This is a genomic window from Pseudomonas bananamidigenes, from assembly GCF_001679645.1.
GTDB classification, from domain to species: domain Bacteria; phylum Pseudomonadota; class Gammaproteobacteria; order Pseudomonadales; family Pseudomonadaceae; genus Aquipseudomonas; species Aquipseudomonas bananamidigenes.
The window spans coordinates 16,493-41,065 of record NZ_LRUN01000086.1 but is presented as its reverse complement, the minus strand read 5'-3'; the positions used below and the strand labels follow the sequence as shown (position 1 = coordinate 41,065).

The following is a 24,573-nucleotide window of genomic DNA, read 5'->3' as shown; positions in this document are numbered from 1 at the left end:
GAGAGTTGGCGTTGGGTCAGCGGGTGGCGGGGATGTTGGTGACGGATCAGACCGCTTCGTTGAGGATCAGGCTGCGGTAATGGCCCGGATTGGTCCCTGACCATTTGCGAAACGCCTTGTAGAACGAGCTCGCATCGGCAAATCCCAGGCGTGTGGCGATGTCGGCGAAACTGATTGCAGGCTCCGCCAGCCAGGTGATCGCCAGCTCCTTGCGCACGCTGTCCTTGAGGCCTTGATACGTCTGCCCTTCTTCGGCCAGACGCCGACGCAGGGTCGAAGCCGACATGCACAACTGTTGGGCCAGGGCTTCGGTTTCCGGCCACTGTTCGGCGGGCAACTGTCGCAGATCCTGCTTGATCCGGCTGGCAAGGCTTTCCGGGTCGCGGTACTTCACCAGAATGTTGGCCGGCGCATGGGCCAGAAAGCGTTTCAATTCCTCGGCACTGCGCTTGATCGGCAGATCCAGCACGTCGGCGGCAAAAATCATCCGTGTGCGCGGGCGGTCGAAGCGCAGGTTCTCCGAGAACATCACCCGGTAGTCGTCGCAGAACGCCGGCGCCGGGCAGCGCAGCTCGATGGCCAGGATCGGGATTCGCCGTCCCGCCAGCCAGCACGCCACGCCGTGGACGATCATCCAGTAAGTGAAATAGGTAAAGGCGCGGCGCGGCTCGGGGTCGTCCTCCAGCAGCACGATCTCCGCCAGACTTTGCTGGTGAACCAGTTGCGCCGGCATGCGCTCAAGCATCAGCGACAGGAAATTCAGACCGGTACTCAATCCCGCAGCCAGATTTGGCTGGGCCATGGCGCTGCGGCAGAGGAATTCCAGGCTGCCGGATTTCAGCTTGCGCGGGTCCATGCCAAAGAACTCGTCATCACCCCGCCGGGCCAGCAGCCGCCACAACCGTGCGTACTGACTCGCCGGGACCCGCGCATCTTCTGTGGACAGCAGCGCCGGATCGATGCCGACCTTGTTCAAGACTTCTTCCGTGGCCACGCCCGGAGCACAGCTTTGCTGCAGTGCTTCACGCACCAGCTGAATGGCGATGGTGTCTTTTTCCGACATGGATCCAGGCAAATCCTGTTGTTGTACGAGTGGCGGGCATCTTAACGCAGCTGCGCGGGGCAAGGCTCGCTCCATCCGGATAATCCCCCCATGCATTTGAGAATGGTTGATCTTCAAGACCGTTCAGCTTTCGTTCAGGTAAATGTCAATTAATTTCATGTGAGAATGAATGTCATTATGTTACAACTTGTAACCTCATTTCGTGACACAGTGGATGCCGAATGCTCGTTCCCTTTCTGATCATGCTGCGCGAAGGCATTGAAGCCGCGCTGATCGTTGGCATCATCGCCAGCTACCTGCAACAGACCGGCCGCGGCCAATGGATGCCGGCGGTTTGGATCGGCGTATTTCTCGCCGCCGCGCTGGCCTTGCTGGTCGGCGGAGGCCTGGAACTGGTCAGCGCTGAATTCCCGCAGAAGCAACAGGAACTGTTCGAAGGTGTGGTCGGCCTCGTCGCCGTCGCATCCTCAGCTCCATGGTGTTCTGGATGCGCAAGGTCGCGCGCTCGATCAAGCATTCACTGCAGGCCTCCCTGGACCATGCGCTGACCGCGTCGAAGCATCAGGTCATCGCGCTGATCGCCATGGTGTTTTTCGCCGTCGCACGGGAAGGTCTGGAAACGGTGTTCTTCCTGCTCGCCGTATTCCAGCAGAGCGAGGGCCCGGGCGCGCCGATCGGCGCCCTGCTCGGCCTGATCCTGGCGATCGTCGTCGGTTTCCTGATCTACAGCGGCAGCATGCGCCTGAATCTGTCGGCGTTCTTCCGCTGGACCGGGTTGTTCATCCTAGTGGTCGCTGCCGGAATTCTCTCCAACTCGGTACAGGCACTGCATGAAGCCGGGGTCTGGAACCACCTGCAAACCGTACTCTTCGACTTCAGCGCAACGCTGCCGATGGACGGCCCGATGGGCTCGGTACTGGCCGGCATGTTCGGTTACCAGGATGCACCGACCGTCAGCACCCTCGGTGCGTACCTGATCTATCTGGTGGTGGCGCTGGTGATGTTCTTCTATCCGGCTCCCGCCCCGGCGCCCAAAGCCGCCGCCTCGAATTCCGCTTCCAGTCAATAAGGGCCTCCATGTCAAAGCCTAATAATTCTCAGGCCTCGCCTCCCCGTGCCTTGCGCTGGGCGGTGGCCGGTTCGGTGGTCGTGATGATCGCCGCCGGCGGCCTGTTCTACTACGCCTCGAAAATGGCTGCCGCCAAACGTCAGCACAACCATGACGAAGTGGTGGTCAACATTCACCCTGGCAGTTGCGAGCCCAACGAACTGAGCGTACCCGCCGGGCACGCCAGTTTCCGCATCGTCAACCGCTCCGAGCGAGCGGTGGAATGGGAAATCCTCGACGGCGTGCTGGTGATCGAAGAACGCGAAAACATCGCGCCGGGCCTGAGCCAGGTAATCAACGCCAACCTGCAACCCGGCGACTACGCCATCACCTGCGGCCTGCTGAGCAATCCGCGCGGTGTGCTGCATGTCACGCCGACGGCGGCTTCGGACGCTGCCGCCAAGGCCAAGCCGTCGATGGTCGCGTTTGTCGGGCCACTGTCGGAGTTCCGCGTGTATCTGGCCACTCAGAGCAGCGCGCTGATCAGAGCGGTCACGACGCTCAATCAGGCGATCAACAGCGGTGACCTGGCCCAGGCCCAGGCGGCGTACCTGCCGGCACGCACCGCGTATCAGCACCTGGCACCAGCCGCACAACGCCTGGCCGAGCTGGACAACAGCATCAACGCCCGCGCCGATTACTTCGAAAAACGCGAGCAGGACCCGGCCTTCGTCGGCTTCCATCGCATCGAGTACGCGCTGTTTCAGCAACGCAACCTCGACGGTTTGTCGCCGGTTGCCGAGCGGCTGCTGGGCGACGTCAATACGCTCAAGCAGCAGTTGCTGGCCAAGTCGCTGCCGCCGGAGCAACTGGTGGAAATCCTTGTGCGCAACCTCAACACCCTGGCCGACGTGCGCGCCGCCAGCGGCGAAGAGGAACGCTACAGCCACGGCGACCTCAACGGCTTCGCGGCCAATCTGGAGACGGCGCACAAAGTCGTCGAACTGCTGCGCCCCCTGCTGACGAAATCCGCCGCCGACCTGCTGCCGAAGATCGACAGCGCGCTGGGCGATTTTGACAACACCCTGAACGGCTTCAAGGTCAAGGACGGCTACGCGAGTTACGACACCGTCAGCGGTGAACAACGCAAACAGATTGCCGACAAGGCCAAGGCGCTGGCCGACGCCCTCGACGCCATTGATCCCGCCCTCGGCCTCTCCGGCCTGTAAGCAGAAGACGACTACCGATGAACGATTGCGAACACTTCAACCTGCAACGCCGCCGTGTACTGATGGGCATGGGCGCAGCCGGCGTCGCGCTGGCCGGCACCGCCCTGAGCTGCCCGGCCATGGCCGCCGCCCCTGCACAAGTCACCGAAGCGCCGAGCAGCGACAAGACCCAGGATCACCACGATTTTCATGGCGTGCACCAGACCGGCATCGTCACTCCGCGCCCGGCATCCGGCATGCTGGTGTCGTTCGATGTACTGGCCAGCGACCGCGAAGACCTCGAACGCCTGTTCCGCACCCTCAACGAGCGCATCGCGTTCCTGATGAAGGGCGGCCCGGTGGCGCAGATCGACCCGAAACTGCCGCCGCCGGATTCCGGCATCCTCGGCCCGGTGGTCACCCCGGACAACCTGACCATCACCGTGTCGGTGGGTGAGTCGTTGTTCGACGAGCGCTTCGGGCTCGCCGCCGCCAAACCCAAGCGCCTGGTGCGCATGGTCGGGTTCCCCAACGATGCGCTGGAAGCCGATTGCTGCCACGGCGATTTGAGCCTGCAGTTCTGTTCCAACACTGCCGACACCAATATCCATGCCCTGCGCGACATCGTGAAAAACCTGCCGGACCTGTTGCTGGTGCGCTGGAAACAGGAAGGCAGCGTGCCGCCGCAAGCCCCGGCCAAACCCGGTGTTCCGGCGCAGTCGGCGCGTAATTTCCTCGGATTCCGTGACGGCTCGGCCAACCCGGATTCCAACGACGCCAAGGCCATGGACCGCATTGTCTGGGTGCAACCGGGCAGCGACGAACCGGCCTGGGCTGCTCACGGCAGTTATCAGGCGGTGCGGATCATCCGCAACTTCGTCGAACGCTGGGACCGCACGCCATTGCAGGAACAGGAAAGCATCATCGGCCGGGTGAAAACCACCGGCGCGCCGATAGGCGCCAGCCACGAGACCGAAGTCCCGGACTACAGCAAGGACCCGGAAGGCAAGCTGACCAGGCTAGACGCACACATCCGCCTGGCCAACCCGCGTACCGCCGAAAGCCAGGCCAACCTGATCCTGCGCCGGCCCTTCAACTATTCCAACGGCGTGAACAAGAACGGCCAGCTCGACATGGGCCTGCTGTTCATCTGCTACCAGGCCGACCTGGAAAAAGGCTTCATCACCGTACAGACCCGCCTCAACGGCGAACCGCTGGAGGAATACCTCAAGCCGGTCGGCGGCGGTTACTTCTTCACCCTGCCGGGTGTCACGGGCGACAAGGATTTCATCGGTCGCTCACTGCTCGACGCTACCCTACCAAAAACAACTGCATAGCACTCAACAGGAGCCGCCCCGATGAAAAAGACGCCCATCGCGTTATTGCTGACCCTGGGTTTACTCAACACACCGCTGTCGGCGTTCGCGGCGACCGCACCGCTGGATCTGGTCGGGCCGGTTTCGGACTACAAGATCTACGTCACCGAGCAACTGGACCAACTGGGCACCCACACCAAGCAATTCACCGACGCCGTGAAAAAGGGAGACCTGGCCACCGCGCAGAAACTCTATGCACCGACCCGCGTCTACTACGAGTCGATCGAGCCGATTGCCGAGCTGTTCAGTGACCTCGACGCGTCCATCGACTCCCGCGTCGACGACCACGAAAAAGGTGTGAAGGCCGAAGACTTCACCGGTTTCCACCGCCTCGAATATTCGCTGTTCTCGGAGAAAAGCACCCAGGGTCTGAATGATCTGGCCGATAAGCTGGATAAAGACGTCCAGGACCTGCAGACCCGCGTCGCCGGCCTGACGTTCCCGCCTGAAAAAGTCGTGGGCGGTGCCGCCGCCCTGCTGGAAGAAGTCGCTGCCACCAAGGTCTCCGGTGAGGAAGACCGCTACAGTCACACCGACCTCTATGACTTCCAGGGCAACATCGACGGCGCGAAGAAAATCGTCGACCTGTTCCGCCCGCAGATCGAGAAGCAGGACAAGGCCTTCGTGGCCAAAGTCGACAAGAACTTCGCCACCGTGGACAGGATCCTGGCCAAGTACAAGACCAAGGATGGTGGTTTCGAGACGTATGACAAAGTGAAGGACAACGACCGCAAGGCGCTGGTCGGTCCGGTCAATACGTTGGCTGAAGACCTGTCGACTTTGCGTGGCAAGCTCGGTCTGAACTGAGACTTGTAGCGCCTGTTCTACCCATTTCGCGAGCAAGCTCGCTCCCACACGAGGTCTTTGTTGAACACAAAAATTGTGCTCAGCGAAGGTCCAATGTGGGAGCGAGCTTGCTCGCGAAGGCATTTTTAGAGGCGCTGAAAACTCTGTGCCTTAGAGAATGCGATAGAGCAACCGCTCCACCCGCACCCGGCTCACACGCTTGAGGAACTTGGCCACCCCGGCCGGGTAATCCGGCAAGGCTTCCAGGTCCTGGAATCGCTCGATCCGCGTGGTGTGTTCGAAGATGTTTTCCAGCTCCAGCCGTCGCGGCTCCAGCCACTCGCCTTTCGGGTCGTCGATCAGCAAGGCGTTTTCCAGATCGAGACGAAACGCCCGCGGGTTGAGGTTGTTGCCGGTCAGCAGCGTGTAGCGCTGGTCGATCCACATGCCCTTGAGGTGATAGCTGTTATCACCCTCACGCCACAGATGCAGGTTCAACTGGCCGCTGTCGATGTGGCGCTGATGACGCTTGGCAAAACGGCGCAGGCTGATCTCGTAAAGGTACGGCAGCGCCGCGATCACCTTGAACGGCTCGCTCGGCGGAATGTAGAAGTCGTTGGCAGTCTTGTCGCCAACCACGATGTCGATCGTCACCCCGCGCGCCAGCGCCCGGTTGATCTCGCGGATCACCCCCAGCGGCAGGTTGAAGTACGGCGTGCAGATGGTCAGTTGTTTCTGGGCGCTGGCGATCAGCTCCAGGATTACCCGGTTCAGCGGATTGTTCTTGCCGACACCGAGCAACGGGCTGACTGACAGGCCGGTCTGCGCGGTGCTGCCGGCACTGGTGTCGTAAGCGGCGTATTTGAGGCGACTGCGCAGGTCACCAATGTCGTTGCGCAAGCTGCGGGTGGTCGGCAGTTTCGGCAGATCGAGACGATGCACCGCTTTCGATTCGATCAGGCCGTGCTTGACCAGATGATGCATCGAGTCCGCCAGCTCACGGCTCTGCAGCACGTGATAACGGTCGAAGCGGTACTTGTCGAACTTGTACAGGTAAACGTTGTTCAGGCTGGCACCGCTGTAGACCACTCGATCATCGATCACGAAGCCTTTGAGATGCAGCACACCGAACAGCTCGCGAGTCTGCACCGGCACGCCGTAGACCGGCACCACGCTCTGGTGGGTGCGAGTCATTTCCTGATACCAGGCCGCATTGCCCGGCTGCTTGCCGGCTCCGATCAAGCCGCGCTGGGCGCGCAGCCAGTCGACCACCACCACGACCTCAAGCTCGGGGCGCTTGAGTTTGGCGGCGTGCAAGGCTTCGAGAATTTCCTGACCGGCTTCGTCGTTTTGCAGATAAAGCGCGACGAGATAGATGCGCCGGGTCGCCTGGGCGATGTTCTCCAGCAGGCAACGACGAAACTCGGCGGCGCCGGACAGGATGGTCACGGCCTCGGCGGTCAGCGGAAAGCTGCGCAGCTTGGGCAGCAGAGAGCGTTTGAAAAGCAACGGCATAGGGCTCGCAATGGGTCGAATCCGAAGAACCCGAGAGCTTACACCATCAACCCGTTCGGGTCTTGTGAGTGTCTGCAATGACTGATCGTTCCCACGCTCTGCGTCCCGGGACGCTCCGCGTCCCTTCCAGAGCTGGAACGCAGAGCGTCCCTTGAGGCATTCCCACGCTCTGCGTGGGAACGATCAATAAAGCCATTTCAAAATCAGCGCTTGACCAAGGAGAACGATCGTTCTACTGTACGCCTCATGAACGAAATCACAAGCAACGACACGACCCGCGACATCATTCTGGATGTCACCGAAAAGTTGATCTACAAGAGTGGCATCGCGGCCACCGGCATGGATCTTCTGGTGAAAACCGCCGGTGTTTCCAGAAAGAGTATCTACCGCTACTTCGCCAACAAGGAGGAGCTGACCGTCGCCGCTCTGCAACGCCGCGACGTGCGCTGGATGCATTGGTACAGAAGCGCCGTCGATCAGGCCGAGACTCCGGCCGATCGCCTGCTCAATCTGTTTACCGTGCTCAAGGCCTGGTTCGCCTCGGAAGGCTTCCGGGGCTGCGCCTTCATCAATACCAGCGGCGAGACCGGCGATCCGCAGGATCCTGTGCGCCAGGTCGCCAAAGACCACAAACAGAAGCTGCTCGACTACCTGTGCGAGCTGTGTACCGAACATGGTGCCGAGGACCCGCAACTGCTGGCCAGACAGTTGCTGATCCTGATTGACGGCGCCATTACCGTAGCGCTTGTGATGGGTGATCACAGTGCCGCCGATAATGCGCAATGCATGGCGCGAAAGTTATTGGACCTGTAATGCCTCAATAAGCGACAAGTTGTTAAATCGTTAATTTGATCGGGAGACAAACATGTCTACTGCAGCCGAAGTGCGTCCGCCATTGCCACCCTTCAACCGTGAATCGGCCATCGAAAAAGTTCGTCTGGCCGAGGATGGCTGGAACTCCCGCGATCCCCAGCGGGTATCGCTGGCCTATACCCTGGACACCAAATGGCGCAACCGCGCCGAATTCGCCAACAATCGCGAGGAAGCCAAGGCCTTCCTGACCCGCAAATGGGCGAAGGAGCTGGATTACCGGCTGATCAAGGAACTCTGGGCGTTTTCCGATACCCGCATCGCCGTGCGCTACGCCTACGAATGGCACGACGATTCGGGTAACTGGTTCCGTTCCTATGGCAACGAAAACTGGGAGTTCGACGAGAACGGCCTGATGTTCCAGCGTTATGCCTGCATCAATGACATGCCGATCAAGGAAAGCGAGCGCAAGTTCCACTGGCCGCTGGGCCGACGCCCGGATGATCATCCAGGGTTGTCCGAACTGGGGCTCTGACAACACAGTGACACCCTGTGAGAGCGGGCTTGCCGGCTTTCACAGGGTTAGCGCAGAGGGGGTGGGAGCTGGCTTGCCGGCGATGAGGCCTTATGGGTCGCCGCAACAACCGGAAATGAGTAACATGACAGCCCTCCCCGCAGCCCAGCTCTGCAACCTGCCGAATAAGCCGATTCCATGCCTTTCGAACTCAGCGTTGACCTCACCACCCTGGCCGTCCTGGCCCTTGTCGCTTTCATTGCCGGATTCATCGACGCCATCGCCGGCGGTGGCGGTCTGTTGACCACGCCGGCGTTGCTCACTGCCGGTCTGCCGCCGCACCTGGTGCTGGGCACCAACAAATTGAGTTCGACCTTCGGCTCGGCCACCGCGAGTTTCACCTTCTACCGGCGCAAGTTGTTCCATCCAGAGCAGTGGATGCACGCGATCATCGGCACGCTGGTCGGTGCGCTGACCGGCGCCATCGTCGCCCACTATCTCCCGGCGGAATGGCTGAACAAGATGCTGCCGGTGATCGTGTTCGCCTGTGGCCTGTATCTGTTGTTTGGCGGCACGCCAAAGGCGCCACTGGACAGCGACGCACCGATCAAGAAGACGTGGCAATCGAGTCAGGGTTTCAGTCTCGGTTTCTACGATGGCGTGGCCGGTCCGGGCACTGGCGCATTCTGGACCGTCAGCAGCCTGCTGCTTTACCCGATCGATCTGGTCAAGGCCAGCGGCGTGGCGCGCAGCATGAACTTCGTCAGCAACATTGCGGCGCTGTCGGTGTTCGTGTTTTCCGGTCAGGTGGACTGGATCATCGGCCTGTGCATGGGCCTGTCGGTGATGGTCGGCGCATTCTTCGGGGCGCGCACCGCGATCAGCGGCGGCGCCAAATTCATTCGTCCGGTATTCATCACCGTGGTGCTGGGACTGACCGTGCGTCTAGCCTGGCAACACTGGTTCAACGTGGCCTAAGCGTCGCGCCACGTAAACGTCTATCAAATAACGTGCAATCGATTTCGACGCCGGCAACGGCGGCAGATCGTGCACGTTGAACCACTGGGCGTCTTCGATCTCGTCTTCCTGACAGACAATCTCGCCACCGGCGTATTCGGCATGGAAGCCCAGCATCATCGAATGCGGGAACGGCCAGCACTGGCTGCCCATGTACTGAATGTTTTTCACCTCGATGCTGACTTCTTCGCGCACTTCGCGAATCAGGCAGTCCTCGGCCGATTCCCCAGGCTCGGCGAAACCGGCCAGCGTGCTGTAGACCCCGGTCACGAAGCGCGGTGAGCGCGCCAGCAGCACTTCATCGCCACGGGTTACCAGCACGATCATGCTCGGCGAGATCCGCGGGTAGCTGCGCAGGTCACACGGCTGGCAATACATCGCCCGCTCGCGCGGGATCTGGGTCATGGGCTGACCGCAATTGCCGCAGAAACGGTGTTCACGGGCCCATGTGCCGATCTGTGCGGCATAACCCAGCACCTTGTAGATCGTGTGATCACCGTCGAGCATGAACGCTCGCAGCCCTTTCCAGTTACAACCCGGCACCTCGCTGGTGCCGTGCAGTTCCAGCAGGTACACCGGTTCGCCATCGAGGTGGCCGATGCCGTGCTCGGCGAGGACCGACAACGCCTGGCGCTTGAGCCATTCCCGGGGGAACAGCACGCCGTTGTCATCGAACAGAAAGCCCTCGGGGCTGCGCGCGACGGCCCAGCCGCCGGGTTGATCGGTGTCCAGTACTGCGGTGGTCCAACGAGATGTCATGGTTTTTCAATCCAGAAATTCGGGTTTCTGTTTGCTCATGTGGGCGGCCATGGCCACGCGCAAGTCGTTGGATTGCAACATGGCGGCGTTCCAGGTGGCAACGTACTCCAGACCATCGTCGATGCGATGGTCGCGCATGTAGCTGATCATTTCCTTGGTGCCGGTGACCGCGATCGGCGACTTGCCGGCGATGTCCCGTGCAATGTCCATCACGCCTTCGATCAGGCTGTCCTTGTCGCTGTAGACGCGATTGACCAGACCAATGCTGCGCGCTTCATCGGCGCCAAAGGTACGACCGGTGTAGGCCAGCTCACGCAGCATGCCGTCACCGATGATTCGTGGCAACCGTTGCAACGTACCGACGTCGGCCGCCATGCCGATATCGATTTCCTTGATGGAGAATTGTGCGTCTTCGGCGGCGTAGCGCATGTCGCAGGCCGCGATCAGATCGATCGCGCCTCCCAGGCAGTAACCCTGAATCGCCGCGAGCACCGGTTTGCGGCAATTGTCGACGGCATTGAAAGAGGCTTGCAGCGTGAGGATCTTTTTGCGCAGCAGGCGCGCGTTGCGGCCGACATCCTTGCCCAGCTCATTGGCCACGCCGGCCAGCATCATCAGGTCGATGCCCGAAGAGAAATGTTTGCCGGCTCCGCTGAGCACCACCACCCGCACTTCGTCGGTATCGTCGATCCACTGGAACACCTCGACGATTTCGCTCCAGAACGCGGCATTCATCGCGTTGATCTTTTCCGGCCGGTTGATCTGCACATGAGCGATGTTGTCGGCCAGTTCGACGCTGAAGGCGGTGTATTGAGTCATGGCAGAAATCCTTTACCGGTCTGAAAATGAGGCCTGAACTATATCAAGGCCGCAGAACGGCGGTTCGGCCAAATGCAGGACTCTAACCGCCCCTTACGGCCACGAACGCCGCGGTCTCGTACGGCACGGTCATCACATCCCTGCCCCGCAGCTCGGGATCGGACGCGATCAACTCGCGTAGCTGCTCATCGACTCTTGCCCGCTCTGCATCAGGCAGTGCCGCGATGAAACTGGTGGAACGCACCCGGTTGAAAATCACGTCTTCCGGCGAGCCGGTATGGCCATGATGAAAGTGCTGAGCCTGCAATGGCCCGAACGCCGGATGCGGAAACACTTTGCGCCAGGCGCCGGTGTAGTAGCGCGGCGTGTCGCCTTCCCGGGCATTGACGATGGCATCGAGCTTGGGCACCCAGCCGACCCGGGTATCGCGCAGGTTCCAGATCAGCCCGAGCTTGCCGCCCGGTTTCAGCACCCGGGCGATTTCATCCAGCGCCTCGGTGCTGGCGAACCAGTGAAAGGCCTGTGCGCAGACCACCACGTCCACCGAGGCGTCGGGCAGCGGCAGATCCGTCGCCATGGCGCTCACGGCCAATACGTCGGGCCAGTTGGCGGACAGTTTCTCCAGCATTTGTGACACCGGTTCCACGGCGATCACCTGCGCACCGGTCGCCACCAGCCGTCCGGTGAACTTGCCGGTGCCGGCGCCAAGGTCGATAACGGTCTTGCGGGTGTCCAGATCCAGGGTTGCCGTCAGCCAGTCGGTCACCGCCGGCGGATAGTCCGGCCGGCCTTTGACGTAGGTTTCGGCGGCAGTTTTGTAACCGGCGGCAGCGCTGTGGTGAACCTGATCTTTCATGGCGCGACTCCCAATGTGGAACGACGGATCGACGACAGACGTCTGGAGCATAGCGCTCGGGTCCGGGCTTTCCTTGAATGGCGGCTGACAAAGCAATGAATAAAACTTCACCTTGCGGTGTTCAACCTCAGACATGACCCACTATGGAGCCTTGCCCATGACTATCCGTTCCGTTATGTTCGCCGCCCCGTTGCTGATGGCCGCGATGTTGTCCAGCCCTTTGGCCCTGGCCCACGGTGATGAAGACGAGCCGGTGCAGAAACCCAACTGCCCGAAAGGTCAGGTCTACGACAGCAAATCACAGAAATGCGTGATGCAGACCAGCAGCCTGTTACCGGACTCGGATCGCACCGACTATGCCTATCGCCTGGCGAAGGATGGCCGATATGAAGAAGCCCTGGCCTTGCTCGACACCCTGAAACAGCCCAACACCGCCAAGGCGCTGAACTATCGCGGTTACGCCACGCGCAAGCTGGGACGTACCGACGAAGGCATCGGTTATTACCTGCAATCGGTCAGGCTCGATCCACAGTACGCGCAGGTGCGCGAGTATTTGGGCGAGGCTTACGTCATCAAGGGCCGCATCGATCTGGCGCAGGAGCAGTTGCAGCACATCCGCAAGATTTGCGGCACTACCTGCGAGGAATACCGGGACCTGGCCGAGGCCATCAACGATTCATCGAAAACCTGACACGACACGCGGAGGCGATCATTTTCAGCGATCAGGCATTCAGAGCCGAACTCGGACAACACCTGGCGCGCCTGTGGCGCTACGGCTTGCTGCTGTCGCGAAATCGGCATGTGGCCGAGGATCTGGTGCAGGCCACCTGTGTACGGGCGCTGGAGCGTTCGGGCCAGTACGTGGCCGGCACGCGCATGGACCGCTGGCTGCTGAGCATTCTGCATTCGATCTGGCTCAACGAAGTGCGCGCCCGTCGCGTGCGTCAGGGCCAGGGCACCGTGGACGCCGACGGCCAGCTGACCGTCGACGGCGAATACGCCGCGCACACCCATGTGATGGCGACTCAGGTGATCCGCCGTGTCGATGCGTTGCCCGAAACCCAGCGTGAAACCGTGTATCTGGCGTACGTCGAAGGCCTGTCATACCGCGAAGTCGCCGAGATCCTGCAAGTGCCGATCGGCACGGTGATGAGCCGTCTGGCCACCGCACGCCTGAAACTCGCCGAATACCCGCCGCTGCATGCGGTACCGGACAGCCCCGCAGGAGACCGGCAATGAATACGCCTTCCGACGAACAACTGGTAGCGTATCTGGACGAGGAACTGGACTGCGAACAGCGCAGTCAGCTCGACAGTCTTGTCGCCGATGATCCGCTGCTCAATCTTCGGGTGCAGTGGCTGAGTCGCAGCAATCTGCCCTATCGCGATGCTTATGACGAACTCGCCCGACAGGCGCCGCTTGATCGCCTGCAAGCCCGGCTTGATGCCGCGCCCTCCCCGCAACGGCCCGGATTCAGCCGGCGCTGGTTCATCGGCGCGGCGGCAGCGGGCATGGCGCTCGCGGGGGTGGCGGCCGACCGTTTGTTCCTGGGCTGGCAAGCGCAGCAATCGAACGACTGGCGAGAACGGGTGGGCGATTACATGGCGATGTACGTGCCGCAAACCCTTGAACACCTGACCACCGACGAAGCCTCGCAACTGGCGCAGTTGCGTACCGTCGATACGCGGTTGGGCCTGAGCCTGTCGCCAGCAAAACTGAAACTGCCCAGCGCGCAGTTCAAACGTGCGCAGCTACTTGAATACGACGGTGTGCCCATTGCACAAATGACCTGGCTCGACGCCACACACGGCCCGCTGGCGCTGTGCGTCACGCGTTCCAACAGCGGCAGTCAGGCACTGGCCCACGAACGGCGGCACGGGATGAACGTGGTGTACTGGACTGAACGCGAGCACGCCTGGATGCTGATCGGCCATAACCCGATCGCCGAGCTGGAAGATCTGGCGAAAATGTTTAAAGAGCGGCTGAGCACATGAGCCTGCCTGTCACTATGCTTGGCGAGTGATTATCCAGGGAGGAACCCTTACATGCCGATTTCACCGCGCACCGCATTGCTGGTCATCGATGTCCAGAACGATTTCACTCCCGGTGGCCGACTGGCCGTGCCCGAAGGTGATCTGATCGTCCCGCTGATCAATAGCCTGGCCGGGCAGTTCAAGCAAGTGGTCATCGCTCAGGACTGGCACCCGGCGGGCCATGCTTCCTTTGCCTCCAGCCATCCGGGTCGCCAGCCGTACGACGTGATTCAACTGCCATACGGCGAACAGACGCTCTGGCCGGATCACTGCATTCAGGGCTCACACGGCGCCGATTTTCACTCCGGACTCAAACTGCCCCACGCGCAACTGATCATCCGCAAGGGCTGCAACCCGGACATCGACAGTTATTCGGCGTTTCTGGAGGCGGATCGGGCGACCACCACCGGGCTGGCCGGTTATCTGAAAGAGCGCGGGATCGACACGGTGTACATGGTCGGGCTGGCGCTGGATTTTTGCGTGATGTTTTCCGCACTGGACGCGCGGGCGGCAGGATTCAATACATTTGTGGTGCTGGATGCGTGCCGGGCAATCGACATGAACGGCTCGCTGGCCTCGGCGATCGAGCGGATGCAGGTGGCCGGGGTCGGGTTGATTCAGTCCACTGAATTGCTCTGAGCGATGTCGATTTGTGGCGAGGGAGCTTGCTCCCGCCAAGGACACGCGGCGGCCCTTTAGTAGAGGCCTGCTTCGCAGCCCGGCGGGAGCAAGCTCCCTCGCCACGGGTTTCGCGCCAATATCAGGTCGGGGTCGGTAGCCAAAGCCTGAACCGTGCCCCACCCAACGGCGAGCCTTCCACCGTCAACGTCCCGCCCTGCGCTTCCAGCGCCCGCCGGCTGATCGCCAGTCCCAGGCCAAACCCGCCGGTCGCCCGGTCACGGCTGCGATCGAGTCGATAGAACGGCTCGAAAATCCGCTCCCGCTCATCCTCCGGAATGCCGATCCCGTCGTCATCCACCCAGATCTCGCAACCCTTGGGGCAGACCTGCACGCCGATCTGAATGCGCTTTTCGCAGTAGCGCATGGCGTTGCGCAGCAGGTTCTGAATCGCCCGGGCGGTCAGACGCGGATCGAGAGAAAAGCGTTCCAGCTGGTTGTGCAGCAGCACATCGATGACGATGTCCGGCGATTCCAGTTCTTCGTCGACGCTGCCCAGAATGCTGTCGATGAATTCGTCCAGCGCCACCTCGACCTGCTCCGGCAAACGCGCCGGATTCTGCAGGCGGCTGTAGGACAGCAACTCCAGCACCAGTTCATCGAGTTCGCGAATGTGCGCGACCAGACCTTGCAGGCGCTCACGACTGGTTTGCGGCAAGTCATCGGACAGCGCCAGCGCCAGGCCGAAGTCCAGACGGGTCAGCGGTGTGCGCAGTTCGTGGGACACCGCATTGAGCAGGTCGCGCTGCTGATTGAGCAGGTTTTCGATGTCGCCGGCCATGGTGTCGAACACGCTTGCCAGACTGCCGATGTTCGAACTTGGAGCGATTTGCGTACGCTCGCTCAAATGCCCCTTGCCGAAACGTTCGGCGGTGCCCTTGAGTCGCTCCAGATCCCGCCAGTGCGGGCGCAGCCAGAGCAACAGGCATGCCAGCAGGCTCGCGCCGATCAGTACGTTGATGCTCCAGTACAGCAAATTCACGTCCATCGGATCCGGTGGCACCACCATTTGCACGGCGATTTCCCCGTTCAACGGTGTCACCGCCAGCGTGCGCCAGCCCCAGTCTCCGATACGCACCACGTTTTCGCCGCGGCGCAGACGCTCTTGTTCGATCGGGGTGAAATCGGCGTTGTCGATACGGGCCAGGACAATGTGCAGCGGCTGGAAATCCTTGTCCATTGCTGCGGCAACCGCCGGCCACTGATCCTGCGGCACGGCGCGAAACTGCTTGGTGATCAGCGATTGCAGGCCACGGGAATAGTCGAGGTTATAGGTGACGAAACGATCCCTGAACGCCATCACCACCAGATCCGGCACCAGATAGATCGCCGCGCTGTAGGAAATGATCGTCACCAGATACAGGCGAAACAGGATTCTGAACATCGACTCAGCATTCCCACTCGGAACGGCTGAACAGATACCCCTTGCCCCACACGGTCTTGATCTTGCGCGCTTCGCCCGCGTGGTCGTCGAACTTGCGCCGCAACTTGGAAATCGCCACGTCCACCGAACGGTCAGTGCCGTTGAATTCGATACCGCGCAGGCGTTGCAGGATCTGATCGCGACTCAATACCTCACCGGCATGCCGGGCCAGCACCACCAACAGATTGTATTCGCCGCTGGACAGCTCCACCGGTTGATCACGCCACGTCACGGTGCGCTCGGACAGGTCAATGCACAGATTACCCATCAGGATCCGATCGTTGGCGGTCATCGGCTCGCCGAGGCTACTGCGGCGCAGCAAAGTCCGCACTCGCGCCAGCAGAACCCGTGGTTCGCAGGGTTTGGTGACATAGTCGTCAGCGCCCATTTCCAGGCCCAGCACCTGGTCGTGGCTGTCATCGCGTGCGGTGAGCATCAGGATCGGCAGCGTCGCGGAGTCGGCGCGCAGCAGTCGGCAGACCTGCAAGCCGTCGAGGCCCGGCAGCATCAGGTCGAGAATCACCAGATCCGGCGGATTGAGCCGCGCCCGTTCGCGCACATGGTCGCCACGCCCGATCACGCTGACGGAATAACCGTTGCGCTCCAGGTAGCTGGAAATCAGTTCGGCGAGGGCGGTGTCGTCTTCGACCAGGAGGATGTTGGGCATTGAGGTGTCCAGATATCGCGGTGGTGTTTGTCAGGCCCCCTTCGCGAGCAGGCTCGCTCCCACATCGGATTTGCGTCGTAAACAAAACCTGTGGGAGCGAGCCTGCTCGCGAAAGCGGTTCAACAGTCACGAAATAATTCAAGGCGTAAAGGATATACGCCCGCAATCGTCCCTGAGCAAAACCCTTACACAATTTCACACAGCGCCTACAAAGCTTCACCGCTACCCTCGGTGCCTGCCCGTAGGATGCGCAGATCAATATTGGGGGTTGTACATGTCGAAGAATCTGCTGGCCGGGCTCGGCCTGATCGCATTGGCGCTGACGCTGAGTGCGTGTGATAAATCCTCTGACGCCGAGGAACAGACGCCGCCGGCCACCGTGCGGGTCGAAACCCTTGAGGCACGCCCCCTCTCGATCACCAGTGAACTGAGCGGGCGCATTGCCGCGCCACGCATCGCCGAAGTCCGCGCCCGAGTGGCTGGCGTGGTGCTGCAACGCACCTATCGCGAAGGCAGCGACGTGAAAAAGGGCGACGTGCTGTTCCGCATCGACCCGGCGCCGTTCAAGGCCGACCTGGACAGCGCCGAAGCCGCCCTGCGCAAGGCCGAGGCCAACACCTTTCAGGCGAAGTTGCAGGAGCAACGCTACGCCCAATTGATCGACGACAAGGCCATCAGCGCTCAGGACTACGACAACGCCCGCGCCACCGCACGGCAGACCGCCGCCGAGGTTGCCGCCAACAAGGCCGCCGTCGAGCGGGCGAAGCTGAACCTCGGTTACGCCACCGTCACCGCGCCGATTTCCGGCCGCGTCGGCCGCGCTCTGGTGACCGAAGGCGCATTGGTCGGCCAGAACGAAACCACGCCAATGGCACTGATCCAGCAACTGAACCCGATCCACGCCGACCTCACCCAGTCCACCCGTGAATTGAATGAGCTGCGCCGGGCCTTCCGCTCCGGCCAGTTGCAGCAGGTGGGCCAGGATCAGGTCAAGGCCACGCTGATCCAGGACGACGGCAGCCTCTATCCATTGCCAGGCAAATTGCTGTTCAGCGACATCACGGTCGATCCGGGCACCGGGCAGATCGTTTTGCGCAGCGAGTTCCCCAACCCGGACCTCGACTTGCTGCCCGGCAGCTACGTGCGCGTGCGACTGGAACAAGGCGTGATCCAGCATGGCCTCACTGTGCCGCAACGTGCCGTTCAACGTGACAGCGCCGGCGTGGCCCAGGTGCTGACCGTCGACGATCAGATGCGCGTCGCCCTGCAACCGGTTCAGCTGGGCGCCGTACAAAATGATCGCTGGATCGTCACCGGCGGCCTGAAGGCCGGCGACCGCGTGGTCATCGAAGGCTTGCAGCACGCCCGCCCCGGTGAAACCGTGCAGATCGACGACACCCCTCTTCCACTTGCCCAGACCTCTGGTCAGTAAGCAGGACGCTCTTCCATGCCGCAATTTTTTATCGACCGCCCGGTATTCGCCTGGGTCGTCGCGTTGTTCATCCTGTTGGCCGGCGCGCTGGCCATCCCGCAGTTGCCGGTGGCGCAATACCCGGACGTCGCACCGCCGCAGATCGAAATCTATGCCGTGTACCCGGGCGCCTCGGCGCAGACCGTCGACGAAAGCGTGGTCAGCCTGATCGAGGAAGAGCTCAACGGCGCCGATCACTTGCTGTATTTCGAATCGCAAAGCAGCCTCGGCAGCGCCACGATCAAGGCGACGTTCCAGCCCGGCACCAACCCGGAACTGGCGCAGGTCGATGTGCAGAACCGACTGAAGGCCGTCGAGTCGCGTCTGCCGCAGGCGGTCAATCAGCAAGGCTTGCAGGTGGAGAAGGTCTCCGCCGGCTTCCTCTTGTTGATCAGTCTCACGTCCAGCGACGGCAAGCTCGATGACGTGGCGCTCAGCGATTACCTGGCGCGCAACGTGATGAACGAAATCAAACGCATCGACGGTGTCGGCAAGGCCCAGTTGTATGGTGCCGAGCGGGCGATGCGGATCTGGGTCGATCCGCAGAAGCTGATCGGTTTCAACCTGACACCGGCCGACGTCAATGCCGCCATCGTCGCGCAGAATGCCCAGGTCTCGGCGGGCAGCATCGGCGACCTGCCGAACCCCGGCACACAGGAAATCACCGCGACGGTTCTGGTCAAGGGGCAATTGTCGACGCCGGAAGAGTTCGCCGACATCGTGCTCAAGGCCAACCCGGACGGTTCCACCGTGCGCATCAAGGATGTGGCACGGGTGGAAATCGGCAGCCAGGAATACCAGTTCGGCACCCGCTTGAACGGCAAGCCGTCCACCGCCGTCGGCGTGCAGCTCTCGCCGGGCGCCAACGCGCTGAGTACCGCAACGCTGATCCGGGCAAAAATGGATGAGCTGTCGCGTTACTTTCCGAAGGGCGTGGAATACAAGATCCCTTACGACACCTCGCCGTTCGTGAAGGTCTCGATCACCAAAGTGGTCTACACCCTCGGCGAAGCGATGCTGCTGGTGTTCGCGGTGATGTTCCTGTTCCTGCAGAACATCCGCTACACGCTGATCCCGACGCTGGTGGTACCGGTGGCGCTGATGGGCACCTTCGCGACCATGCTCGCGCTGGGCTTCTCGATCAACGTGCTGACCATGTTCGGCATGGTGCTGGCCATCGGCATTCTGGTGGATGACGCCATCGTGGTGGTGGAGAACGTCGAGCGGATCATGGCCACTGAAGGCCTGTCACCGAAAGAGGCGACACGCAAGGCGATGCGGCAGATCACCGGAGCGATCATCGGTATCACGCTGGTGCTGGTTGCGGTGTTCATTCCGATGGCGTTCATGCAGGGTTCGGTCGGGGTGATCTACCGGCAGTTTTCGCTGTCCATGGCCACCTCCATTCTGTTCTCGGCCTTCCTCGCCCTGACCTTGACCCCGGCACTGTGCGCCACGCTGCTCAAACCGGTGGCCAAGGGCGAACATCACGAGAAAACCGGGTTCTTCGGCTGGTTCAACCGCCGCTTTGAACGACTGAGTGATCGTTACCAGGGCTGGGTCGGTTACGCGCTGAAACGTACCGGTCGTTATTTACTGATTTACGTTGTGCTGTTGGTCGGTCTGGGCCTGTGCTTCGCACGTCTGCCCTCCTCGTTCCTGCCGGTCGAGGACCAGGGTTACACCATAACCGACATTCAACTGCCGCCGGGCGCGACCAAGAACCGTACTGTGCAGGTCGCCGAACAACTCGAAGCGCACAACAACGGCGAACCGGGTATCAGCGACAGCGTAGTGATTCTCGGCTTCAGCTTCTCCGGCAGCGGGCAGAACGCCGCACTGGCATTCACCACGCTCAAGGACTGGTCGCATCGCGGCAGCGACGACTCGGCCAGCTCGATTGCCGACCGCGCCAACATCGCCCTGAGCCAGATCAAGGATGCGATGGCGTTCTCGGTACTGCCGCCGCCAGTGGACGGTCTCGGCACTTCAAGTGGCTTCGAGTTCCGTCTGCAAGACCGCGGAGGCCTCGGTCATGCCGCGCTGATGCAGGCCAGAACCGAACTGCTGCATGACGCCGAAGAAAGTCCGATCCTGATGAATGTACGTGAAAGCGCGTTGGCCGAAGCGCCGCAGGTGCAGCTGGAAGTGGACCGCAAGCAGGCCAATGCGCTGGGGGTATCGTTCGCCGATATCAGCAACGTGCTGTCCACGGCCGTCGGTTCCTCCTATGTCAACGACTTCCCCAATCAAGGGCGCATGCAACGGGTGGTCGTGCAGGCCGAAGGTGACCGCCGCAGCCAGGTTGATGATCTGCTCAAAATGCATGTACGCAATGACGCCGGGAAAATGGTGCCGCTGTCGGCGTTCGTCAAGGCGACCTGGACTCAGGGTCCGACGCAGTTGACCCGATACAACGGCTACCCGGCCATCGCGATTTCCGGCGAACCCTCACCCGGACATACCACCGGTGAAGCCATGGCCGAAATCGAGCGGCTGGTAGCTCAGGGCCCGCAAGGTCTGGGTCAGGAATGGACCGGTCTGTCGCTGCAGGAGCGCTTGTCCGGCAGTCAGGCGCCGATTCTGCTCGGGCTGTCGCTGCTGATCGTGTTCCTGTGCCTGGCGGCGCTGTACGAGAGCTGGTCAATTCCGACTTCGGTGCTGCTTGTCGTACCGCTGGGCGTGCTTGGCGCAGTGCTGGCGGTCACGCTGCGCGGGATGCCCAACGATGTGTTCTTCAAGGTCGGTTTGATCACCATCATCGGCCTGTCGGCGAAGAACGCGATCCTGATCATCGAGTTTGCCAAGAGCCTGTATGACGAAGGTCACGACCTGATTGACGCCACGTTGCAAGCGGCACGCATGCGCTTGCGGCCGATCGTCATGACGTCGCTGGCGTTCATTTTGGGTGTCGTACCGTTGGCGATCGCCACGGGCGCGAGCTCGGCGAGCCAGCAAGCCATCGGTACCGGGGTGATCGGCGGGATGATTACCGCGACATTGGCGGTGATTTTTGTGCCGGTGTTCTTCGTTGTCGTAATCAAGCTTGTGCGCAAAACCACCAGACACCACTGATCCCGATAGCGGGAGCGAGCCTGCTCGCGAAAGCGTCGGCACATTCAACGTTGATGTTGGCTGGCCGGTCGCCTTCGTGAGCGGGGCGTTGCAAACATCCAGTGTTGTGGCCATACCTGCCAGCGCTGGGCTAAGGTGTCTGCACACCCTGGCCCATCGAGTCCCCATGCGCTTCCTTGCACGCACCCACCCTCGCCTCTCCGCCGCCGCACTGTTCGGCCTTGCCGTCGGCCTGCTGGTCCCGGCGCAATCGCTCATCAGCAAGATCCTCATCGGCTGGAACGCCGGGGTCTGGACTTACCTGATCCTGATGCTGTGGCTGACCATCCGCGCCAAAGCGCCGGACGTCAAACGTATCGCCGAAGTCGAGGATGAAAATGCCGGGCTGGTGCTGTTTGTCGTCTGTATCGCCGCGTTGGCCAGCCTTGCCACCATTACCGTCGAACTGGCCGGAAGCAAGGACCTGGAAACCACCCGCAAACTCCTGCACTACGGTTTTACCGCGTTGACCGTGATCGGTTCGTGGCTGCTGATCGGGGTGATTTTCTGCGTCCACTACGCCCGGCTGTTTTACACCTGGGACGGCAAGGAACCGGCGCTACGTTTTGCCGAAGGTCTGACGACGCCCAACTATTGGGACTTTCTGTACTTCTCGTTCACCATCGGCGTGGCTGTGCAGACGGCGGATGTCGGTGTGGCGACGCGGGAGATTCGCAAGATCGTACTGGCACAGTCGTTGATCGGGTTTGTGTTCAATACGGCGATTCTGGGTTTCTCGATCAATATCGCCGCCGGGCTCTTCGGCTGAGCACATAAAAAACGCCCCGGCATTGCTGCACGGGGCGTTGTTGTATCAGCGCATCAAAAGAAGTAACTGACTCGCAGGCTGCCGCTCCAGTCCTGATTGACGGTGTTACCTTTGCTGCCGCCGACCTGGCCCGAAACCTGCCAGTTGCGTTGTGCCGGTGTCCACTTCAGGCCTGCGCCATATTCGACCCCGCTGCTGGCGCGATCGTCATCGAAACTGTCGTCGTTGATCTTGACCCGGTTGGCTTTGACGAACTCGTGGTTGGCACCCAACGACAGGCTCGGCTCCAGCAGACTGCCGTTATCGAGTGCAATGACTCGCCCGCCCCTCACCCCGACGTTGCCCTGGACCGAGTGCATGGTGTCGGCCTTGACCTTGAGACCATTGTCCAGACGATAGCTTTCACTCTGGGTCGCGCCGGTCGATACTCGAACCTGTGGCTCGACAAACCAGTTGTCCTTCAGGCGGATATGCTTGCCCACCGCCACCGAACCGCTGGCGCCCAATGCCTTGTAATCGCCCTTGGCCCGAGTGCCGTCGCTCATGGTGACCTTGGCCTTGTTGTCGAACTGATTGACCTTGGCCATGACGTTGACGAACACACCACTTTCAACATCGTAGGTACTGCCGTAGACGCCAGCGTTCAGACTGTCGACCGTCGCGCTGGAGCCGTACCTGAGGTCCATATTGGTTCGGCTGGCGCCCACGAAACCACCGACAACCCAGGCGCGACCGGCGATGTCCACCGTCGTATCGGCACCACCGGTGATGCCGCTCTGGTTCTGGGTGTAGCCGTCGCCGTAGGCATTTTTGACGTTGTACTGATTGCCGTATGTGCGTACCCAGACGCTGTTGCTCAGCTTGGTGGTATCACTGTCGTTTGCAGCGCGAAGCGCAGCATCGGGCCGGATGCTCAGACCACGATCACCGATCTGGTCGCTGAGCATGTTCATCTCCGCGTTCAGTACGCTGCGGGCACTGCCGGCCAAGGCCAGGGCGGTGTTGGTCGAGGTACTGACAGTTCCCTTGTCCGGGGTGAGATACAAGCCCTGCCCCTCCTGCTTCAATCGGTAAACGAATGTACCGGCATCCACTGTGTCCTTGTTGGCCAGCGCAAAAGCGGCGGTGCCGGCAGCGATGTTGCCGACTTGCACCGGTTCTGCGGTAACCGGCGTCGTGCCCGTGGCAGAAACCAGCAAGTGATGCTGACCGCTTGCGTTGCCGGTTACGTTCAGAAAGTCGGTACTGCCTGTTCCCAGGTCGGTGCCCATCACAAAGGTGCCGTTACCCGTGAGATTGCCGACGTTCAGTCGCTGGAACTGCTCATTGGTGCCCATCTGCACGACACCATTGTTCATGCCCAATTGTTGCACCGTGCTGTCACCGGTCATGACCCATCGCGCAGCATTGTTGATCGTCAGGTTTCCTGAGTTATTGATCTGACCGGTAAGCACCGAACCGTTGTCCAGCAACACGCTGCCGTTGGCATCGCTGGTGACGTTACCAGTGAACTTGCTGCCATTGTTCAGCGACAGATTGGCGACATTGTCGACGTTGCCGTTGATGGCTGAGCCATTGTCCAGGCTGACAGTGGCCGCCGTTCCTGCGACGGCTTCTACGTTGCCGTTCAAGGCAGCGCCGGTGTCGAATCGGGACTGAGTGACATTCTGCAAATTGCCGTTGAGCGTAGCGCCGTTCTGCATCAGCAGTGCAACCGTGCTGCCGGTTTCGGCAATCACATCACCTGTCAGGGTACTGCCATCGACATTGAAGTTGGCGGTGGAGCGGTTGATCGCCTTTAACACCGAGCCATTGCCGCCGATCAGTTCAGAGTTGCCACTGACATTGATGTTGGCGACAGTCCCGGCCCTGGCGGAGGAACCCAGCACGATAGCTGACCCTGTTCCACCGTTTACGCGAGTATTGTCAAGCGTCACAGTACTGGCGTTGACGCCTACCGAGTCAGTCACGATTTGCAACCCGTCCTTCGCGCCAGTGATCGTGCTGCCCGTCGCTGAAAGTGTTGCGCCGCCCAGTTGCACGCCGTAACTGGTAGCGCCCGTGCCGACGACAGTGGAGTCTGTAAGGTTCAGCACGGCAAAACCTACCGCTTGTGCGCCGCCGATCAGGCCTGTGATGACGCTGTTACCCGTAACGGTGGCAGAGGATGATGCAGGGGTATTGATGTTACGACCCAGCAAAAGCCCGAAGCTGTTGGTGCTTGTAATCGTCGAATTGTCGATCGTTGCATTGCTGTCGATCAGTTGAATGGCTCCACGACCCGACGCGCTGTTGACCGTAGCGCCGGACATTTTCAATGAGGAAGTGTTGGCATCGATACGCTGGCTCTGGCCACCGTTGAAAACGACATTGGCACTTTGTGAACTGATGGTCAGCGCTGTTGCGTTGTTGACAGTCAGTGTTCCCCCCTGGGACACCACCCAGGCTTCCGGCGCAGGTGGATTGGTGACCACTTCACTTTCGCCCGGCAACAGCGTTCGGCTGTAAGCCTCGGGCGCGGCGATCAACGCCGCCATCACCAGTCCGATGGTGTTCGGAAGATTGGAACGAAAATTAATGGACATGGGTACTTCCTCAAATCTGCACGATTACAAAACCTGTTTTTTTGGCAGTGTTGAAAGCGGCC

Annotated in this window: 21 protein-coding genes and 1 pseudogene; 14 read left to right on the top strand and 8 right to left on the bottom strand. The window is 61.1% G+C overall.

Annotated elements, in window-relative coordinates; all coding sequences use genetic code 11:
- Positions 1–46: 46 nt before the first annotated feature.
- Positions 47–1,063: an AraC family transcriptional regulator gene (locus BBF94_RS25185; RefSeq protein ID WP_065261642.1), complete on the bottom strand. Its 1,017-nt coding sequence runs from the start codon at positions 1,061–1,063 to the stop codon at positions 47–49.
- A gap of 221 nt (positions 1,064–1,284) precedes the next feature.
- On the opposite strand from BBF94_RS25185, the pseudogene efeU reads away from it, so the two are divergent.
- The 4 genes and pseudogenes from efeU to efeO (BBF94_RS25165) all read left to right on the top strand — a co-directional run bounded on the left by efeU (position 1,285) and on the right by efeO (BBF94_RS25165) (position 5,502).
- Positions 1,285–2,132, top strand: a pseudogene (gene efeU / locus BBF94_RS25180) (iron uptake transporter permease EfeU).
- A gap of 8 nt (positions 2,133–2,140) precedes the next feature.
- Positions 2,141–3,340, top strand: a complete 1,200-nt coding sequence (efeO, locus tag BBF94_RS25175) for an iron uptake system protein EfeO (protein WP_065261641.1) — start codon at positions 2,141–2,143, stop codon at positions 3,338–3,340.
- A 17-nt stretch (positions 3,341–3,357) separates the two neighbouring features.
- Complete coding sequence (gene efeB, locus BBF94_RS25170) at positions 3,358–4,656, top strand: iron uptake transporter deferrochelatase/peroxidase subunit (protein WP_065261640.1); 1,299 nt, start codon at positions 3,358–3,360, stop codon at positions 4,654–4,656.
- Positions 4,657–4,677: 21 nt separating this feature from the next.
- On the top strand, positions 4,678–5,502 hold the full coding sequence (gene efeO / locus BBF94_RS25165; RefSeq protein WP_065261639.1) for an iron uptake system protein EfeO: 825 nt from the start codon (positions 4,678–4,680) through the stop codon (positions 5,500–5,502).
- 150 nt (positions 5,503–5,652) lie between these two features.
- Here the strand turns inward: efeO (BBF94_RS25165) and pssA are convergent, their stop codons facing one another.
- On the bottom strand, positions 5,653–6,996 hold the full coding sequence (pssA, locus tag BBF94_RS25160) for a CDP-diacylglycerol--serine O-phosphatidyltransferase (RefSeq protein ID WP_065261638.1): 1,344 nt from the start codon (positions 6,994–6,996) through the stop codon (positions 5,653–5,655).
- Between the two features lie 246 nt (positions 6,997–7,242).
- On the opposite strand from pssA, the gene BBF94_RS25155 reads away from it, so the two are divergent.
- The 3 genes from BBF94_RS25155 to BBF94_RS25145 all read left to right on the top strand — a co-directional run bounded on the left by BBF94_RS25155 (position 7,243) and on the right by BBF94_RS25145 (position 9,298).
- On the top strand, positions 7,243–7,809 hold the full coding sequence (locus BBF94_RS25155; protein ID WP_065261637.1) for a TetR/AcrR family transcriptional regulator: 567 nt from the start codon (positions 7,243–7,245) through the stop codon (positions 7,807–7,809).
- Between the two features lie 52 nt (positions 7,810–7,861).
- Complete coding sequence (locus BBF94_RS25150) at positions 7,862–8,341, top strand: nuclear transport factor 2 family protein (RefSeq protein ID WP_065261636.1); 480 nt, start codon at positions 7,862–7,864, stop codon at positions 8,339–8,341.
- 177 nt (positions 8,342–8,518) lie between these two features.
- Entirely contained in the window at positions 8,519–9,298 is a 780-nt protein-coding gene (locus BBF94_RS25145; protein WP_065261635.1) for a TSUP family transporter, read from the top strand.
- Here the strand turns inward: BBF94_RS25145 and nudC are convergent.
- The 3 genes from nudC to BBF94_RS25130 form a co-directional block, all read right to left on the bottom strand.
- Positions 9,266–10,096 (bottom strand): NAD(+) diphosphatase, encoded by an 831-nt coding sequence (gene nudC / locus BBF94_RS25140; RefSeq protein WP_065261634.1) that lies wholly within the window; start codon positions 10,094–10,096, stop codon positions 9,266–9,268. The two genes, BBF94_RS25145 and nudC, sit on opposite strands and share 33 nt — an antisense overlap.
- Positions 10,097–10,102: 6 nt before the next feature.
- A complete protein-coding gene (locus BBF94_RS25135) occupies positions 10,103–10,915 on the bottom strand; it encodes a crotonase/enoyl-CoA hydratase family protein (protein ID WP_065261633.1) in 813 nt (270 codons plus the stop codon).
- 82 nt (positions 10,916–10,997) lie between these two features.
- The gene (locus tag BBF94_RS25130; RefSeq protein WP_065261632.1) at positions 10,998–11,771 is read right to left on the bottom strand and encodes a class I SAM-dependent methyltransferase; all 774 of its coding nucleotides are present in this window, start codon (positions 11,769–11,771) and stop codon (positions 10,998–11,000) included.
- Between the two features lie 157 nt (positions 11,772–11,928).
- Between BBF94_RS25130 and BBF94_RS25125 the strand changes: the two genes are divergently transcribed.
- The 4 genes from BBF94_RS25125 to pncA all read left to right on the top strand — a co-directional run bounded on the left by BBF94_RS25125 (position 11,929) and on the right by pncA (position 14,443).
- On the top strand, positions 11,929–12,462 hold the full coding sequence (locus BBF94_RS25125) for a tetratricopeptide repeat protein (RefSeq protein WP_065261631.1): 534 nt from the start codon (positions 11,929–11,931) through the stop codon (positions 12,460–12,462).
- 62 nt (positions 12,463–12,524) lie between these two features.
- On the top strand, positions 12,525–13,010 hold the full coding sequence (locus BBF94_RS25120; protein WP_082302464.1) for an RNA polymerase sigma factor: 486 nt from the start codon (positions 12,525–12,527) through the stop codon (positions 13,008–13,010).
- The gene (locus tag BBF94_RS25115) at positions 13,007–13,765 is read left to right on the top strand and encodes an anti-sigma factor family protein (RefSeq protein ID WP_065261630.1); all 759 of its coding nucleotides are present in this window, start codon (positions 13,007–13,009) and stop codon (positions 13,763–13,765) included. The genes BBF94_RS25120 and BBF94_RS25115 overlap by 4 nt, the downstream gene beginning before the upstream one ends.
- Before the next feature lie 51 nt (positions 13,766–13,816).
- The gene (pncA, locus tag BBF94_RS25110; RefSeq protein ID WP_065261629.1) at positions 13,817–14,443 is read left to right on the top strand and encodes a bifunctional nicotinamidase/pyrazinamidase; all 627 of its coding nucleotides are present in this window, start codon (positions 13,817–13,819) and stop codon (positions 14,441–14,443) included.
- A 121-nt stretch (positions 14,444–14,564) separates the two neighbouring features.
- On the opposite strand, the gene BBF94_RS25105 is transcribed toward pncA, so the two are convergent.
- Complete coding sequence (locus BBF94_RS25105; protein WP_065261628.1) at positions 14,565–15,866, bottom strand: ATP-binding protein; 1,302 nt, start codon at positions 15,864–15,866, stop codon at positions 14,565–14,567.
- Between the two features lie 4 nt (positions 15,867–15,870).
- Positions 15,871–16,572 (bottom strand): response regulator transcription factor, encoded by a 702-nt coding sequence (locus BBF94_RS25100; protein ID WP_065261627.1) that lies wholly within the window; start codon positions 16,570–16,572, stop codon positions 15,871–15,873.
- Positions 16,573–16,846: 274 nt separating this feature from the next.
- Here BBF94_RS25100 and BBF94_RS25095 point away from each other — a divergent pair, with 274 nt between their 5' ends.
- From BBF94_RS25095 to BBF94_RS25085, 3 genes are all read left to right on the top strand, one after another.
- Entirely contained in the window at positions 16,847–18,004 is a 1,158-nt protein-coding gene (locus tag BBF94_RS25095) for an efflux RND transporter periplasmic adaptor subunit (protein ID WP_065261626.1), read from the top strand.
- A 15-nt stretch (positions 18,005–18,019) separates the two neighbouring features.
- A complete protein-coding gene (locus BBF94_RS25090) occupies positions 18,020–21,118 on the top strand; it encodes an efflux RND transporter permease subunit (RefSeq protein ID WP_065261625.1) in 3,099 nt (1,032 codons plus the stop codon).
- A 166-nt stretch (positions 21,119–21,284) separates the two neighbouring features.
- Positions 21,285–21,926 carry a DUF1345 domain-containing protein gene (locus tag BBF94_RS25085; protein WP_065261624.1) on the top strand — a complete coding sequence of 214 codons (642 nt, stop codon included), beginning with the start codon at positions 21,285–21,287 and terminating at the stop codon, positions 21,924–21,926.
- A 53-nt stretch (positions 21,927–21,979) separates the two neighbouring features.
- On the opposite strand, the gene BBF94_RS25080 is transcribed toward BBF94_RS25085, so the two are convergent.
- Entirely contained in the window at positions 21,980–24,511 is a 2,532-nt protein-coding gene (locus tag BBF94_RS25080; RefSeq protein ID WP_065261623.1) for an autotransporter outer membrane beta-barrel domain-containing protein, read from the bottom strand.
- Positions 24,512–24,573 lie beyond the last annotated feature (62 nt).

Excerpts from the sequence above, each read along its gene's own strand:
- efeB (WP_065261640.1), top strand. The coding sequence starts at position 3,358 with ATGAACGATTGCGAACACTTCAACCTGCAACGCCGCCGTGTACTGATG.
- BBF94_RS25115 (WP_065261630.1), top strand. The coding sequence starts at position 13,007 with ATGAATACGCCTTCCGACGAACAACTGGTAGCGTATCTGGACGAGGAA.
- BBF94_RS25085 (WP_065261624.1), top strand. The coding sequence starts at position 21,285 with ATGCGCTTCCTTGCACGCACCCACCCTCGCCTCTCCGCCGCCGCACTG.
- BBF94_RS25150 (WP_065261636.1), top strand. The coding sequence starts at position 7,862 with ATGTCTACTGCAGCCGAAGTGCGTCCGCCATTGCCACCCTTCAACCGT.
- BBF94_RS25095 (WP_065261626.1), top strand. The coding sequence starts at position 16,847 with ATGTCGAAGAATCTGCTGGCCGGGCTCGGCCTGATCGCATTGGCGCTG.
- BBF94_RS25100 (WP_065261627.1), bottom strand. The coding sequence starts at position 16,572 with ATGCCCAACATCCTCCTGGTCGAAGACGACACCGCCCTCGCCGAACTG.
- BBF94_RS25135 (WP_065261633.1), bottom strand. The coding sequence starts at position 10,915 with ATGACTCAATACACCGCCTTCAGCGTCGAACTGGCCGACAACATCGCT.
- BBF94_RS25125 (WP_065261631.1), top strand. The coding sequence starts at position 11,929 with ATGACTATCCGTTCCGTTATGTTCGCCGCCCCGTTGCTGATGGCCGCG.
- pncA (WP_065261629.1), top strand. The coding sequence starts at position 13,817 with ATGCCGATTTCACCGCGCACCGCATTGCTGGTCATCGATGTCCAGAAC.
- nudC (WP_065261634.1), bottom strand. The coding sequence starts at position 10,096 with ATGACATCTCGTTGGACCACCGCAGTACTGGACACCGATCAACCCGGC.
- efeO (WP_065261641.1), top strand. The coding sequence starts at position 2,141 with ATGTCAAAGCCTAATAATTCTCAGGCCTCGCCTCCCCGTGCCTTGCGC.
- BBF94_RS25105 (WP_065261628.1), bottom strand. The coding sequence starts at position 15,866 with ATGTTCAGAATCCTGTTTCGCCTGTATCTGGTGACGATCATTTCCTAC.
- BBF94_RS25130 (WP_065261632.1), bottom strand. The coding sequence starts at position 11,771 with ATGAAAGATCAGGTTCACCACAGCGCTGCCGCCGGTTACAAAACTGCC.
- BBF94_RS25155 (WP_065261637.1), top strand. The coding sequence starts at position 7,243 with ATGAACGAAATCACAAGCAACGACACGACCCGCGACATCATTCTGGAT.
- pssA (WP_065261638.1), bottom strand. The coding sequence starts at position 6,996 with ATGCCGTTGCTTTTCAAACGCTCTCTGCTGCCCAAGCTGCGCAGCTTT.
- BBF94_RS25145 (WP_065261635.1), top strand. The coding sequence starts at position 8,519 with ATGCCTTTCGAACTCAGCGTTGACCTCACCACCCTGGCCGTCCTGGCC.
- BBF94_RS25080 (WP_065261623.1), bottom strand. The coding sequence starts at position 24,511 with ATGTCCATTAATTTTCGTTCCAATCTTCCGAACACCATCGGACTGGTG.
- BBF94_RS25185 (WP_065261642.1), bottom strand. The coding sequence starts at position 1,063 with ATGTCGGAAAAAGACACCATCGCCATTCAGCTGGTGCGTGAAGCACTG.
- BBF94_RS25090 (WP_065261625.1), top strand. The coding sequence starts at position 18,020 with ATGCCGCAATTTTTTATCGACCGCCCGGTATTCGCCTGGGTCGTCGCG.
- efeO (WP_065261639.1), top strand. The coding sequence starts at position 4,678 with ATGAAAAAGACGCCCATCGCGTTATTGCTGACCCTGGGTTTACTCAAC.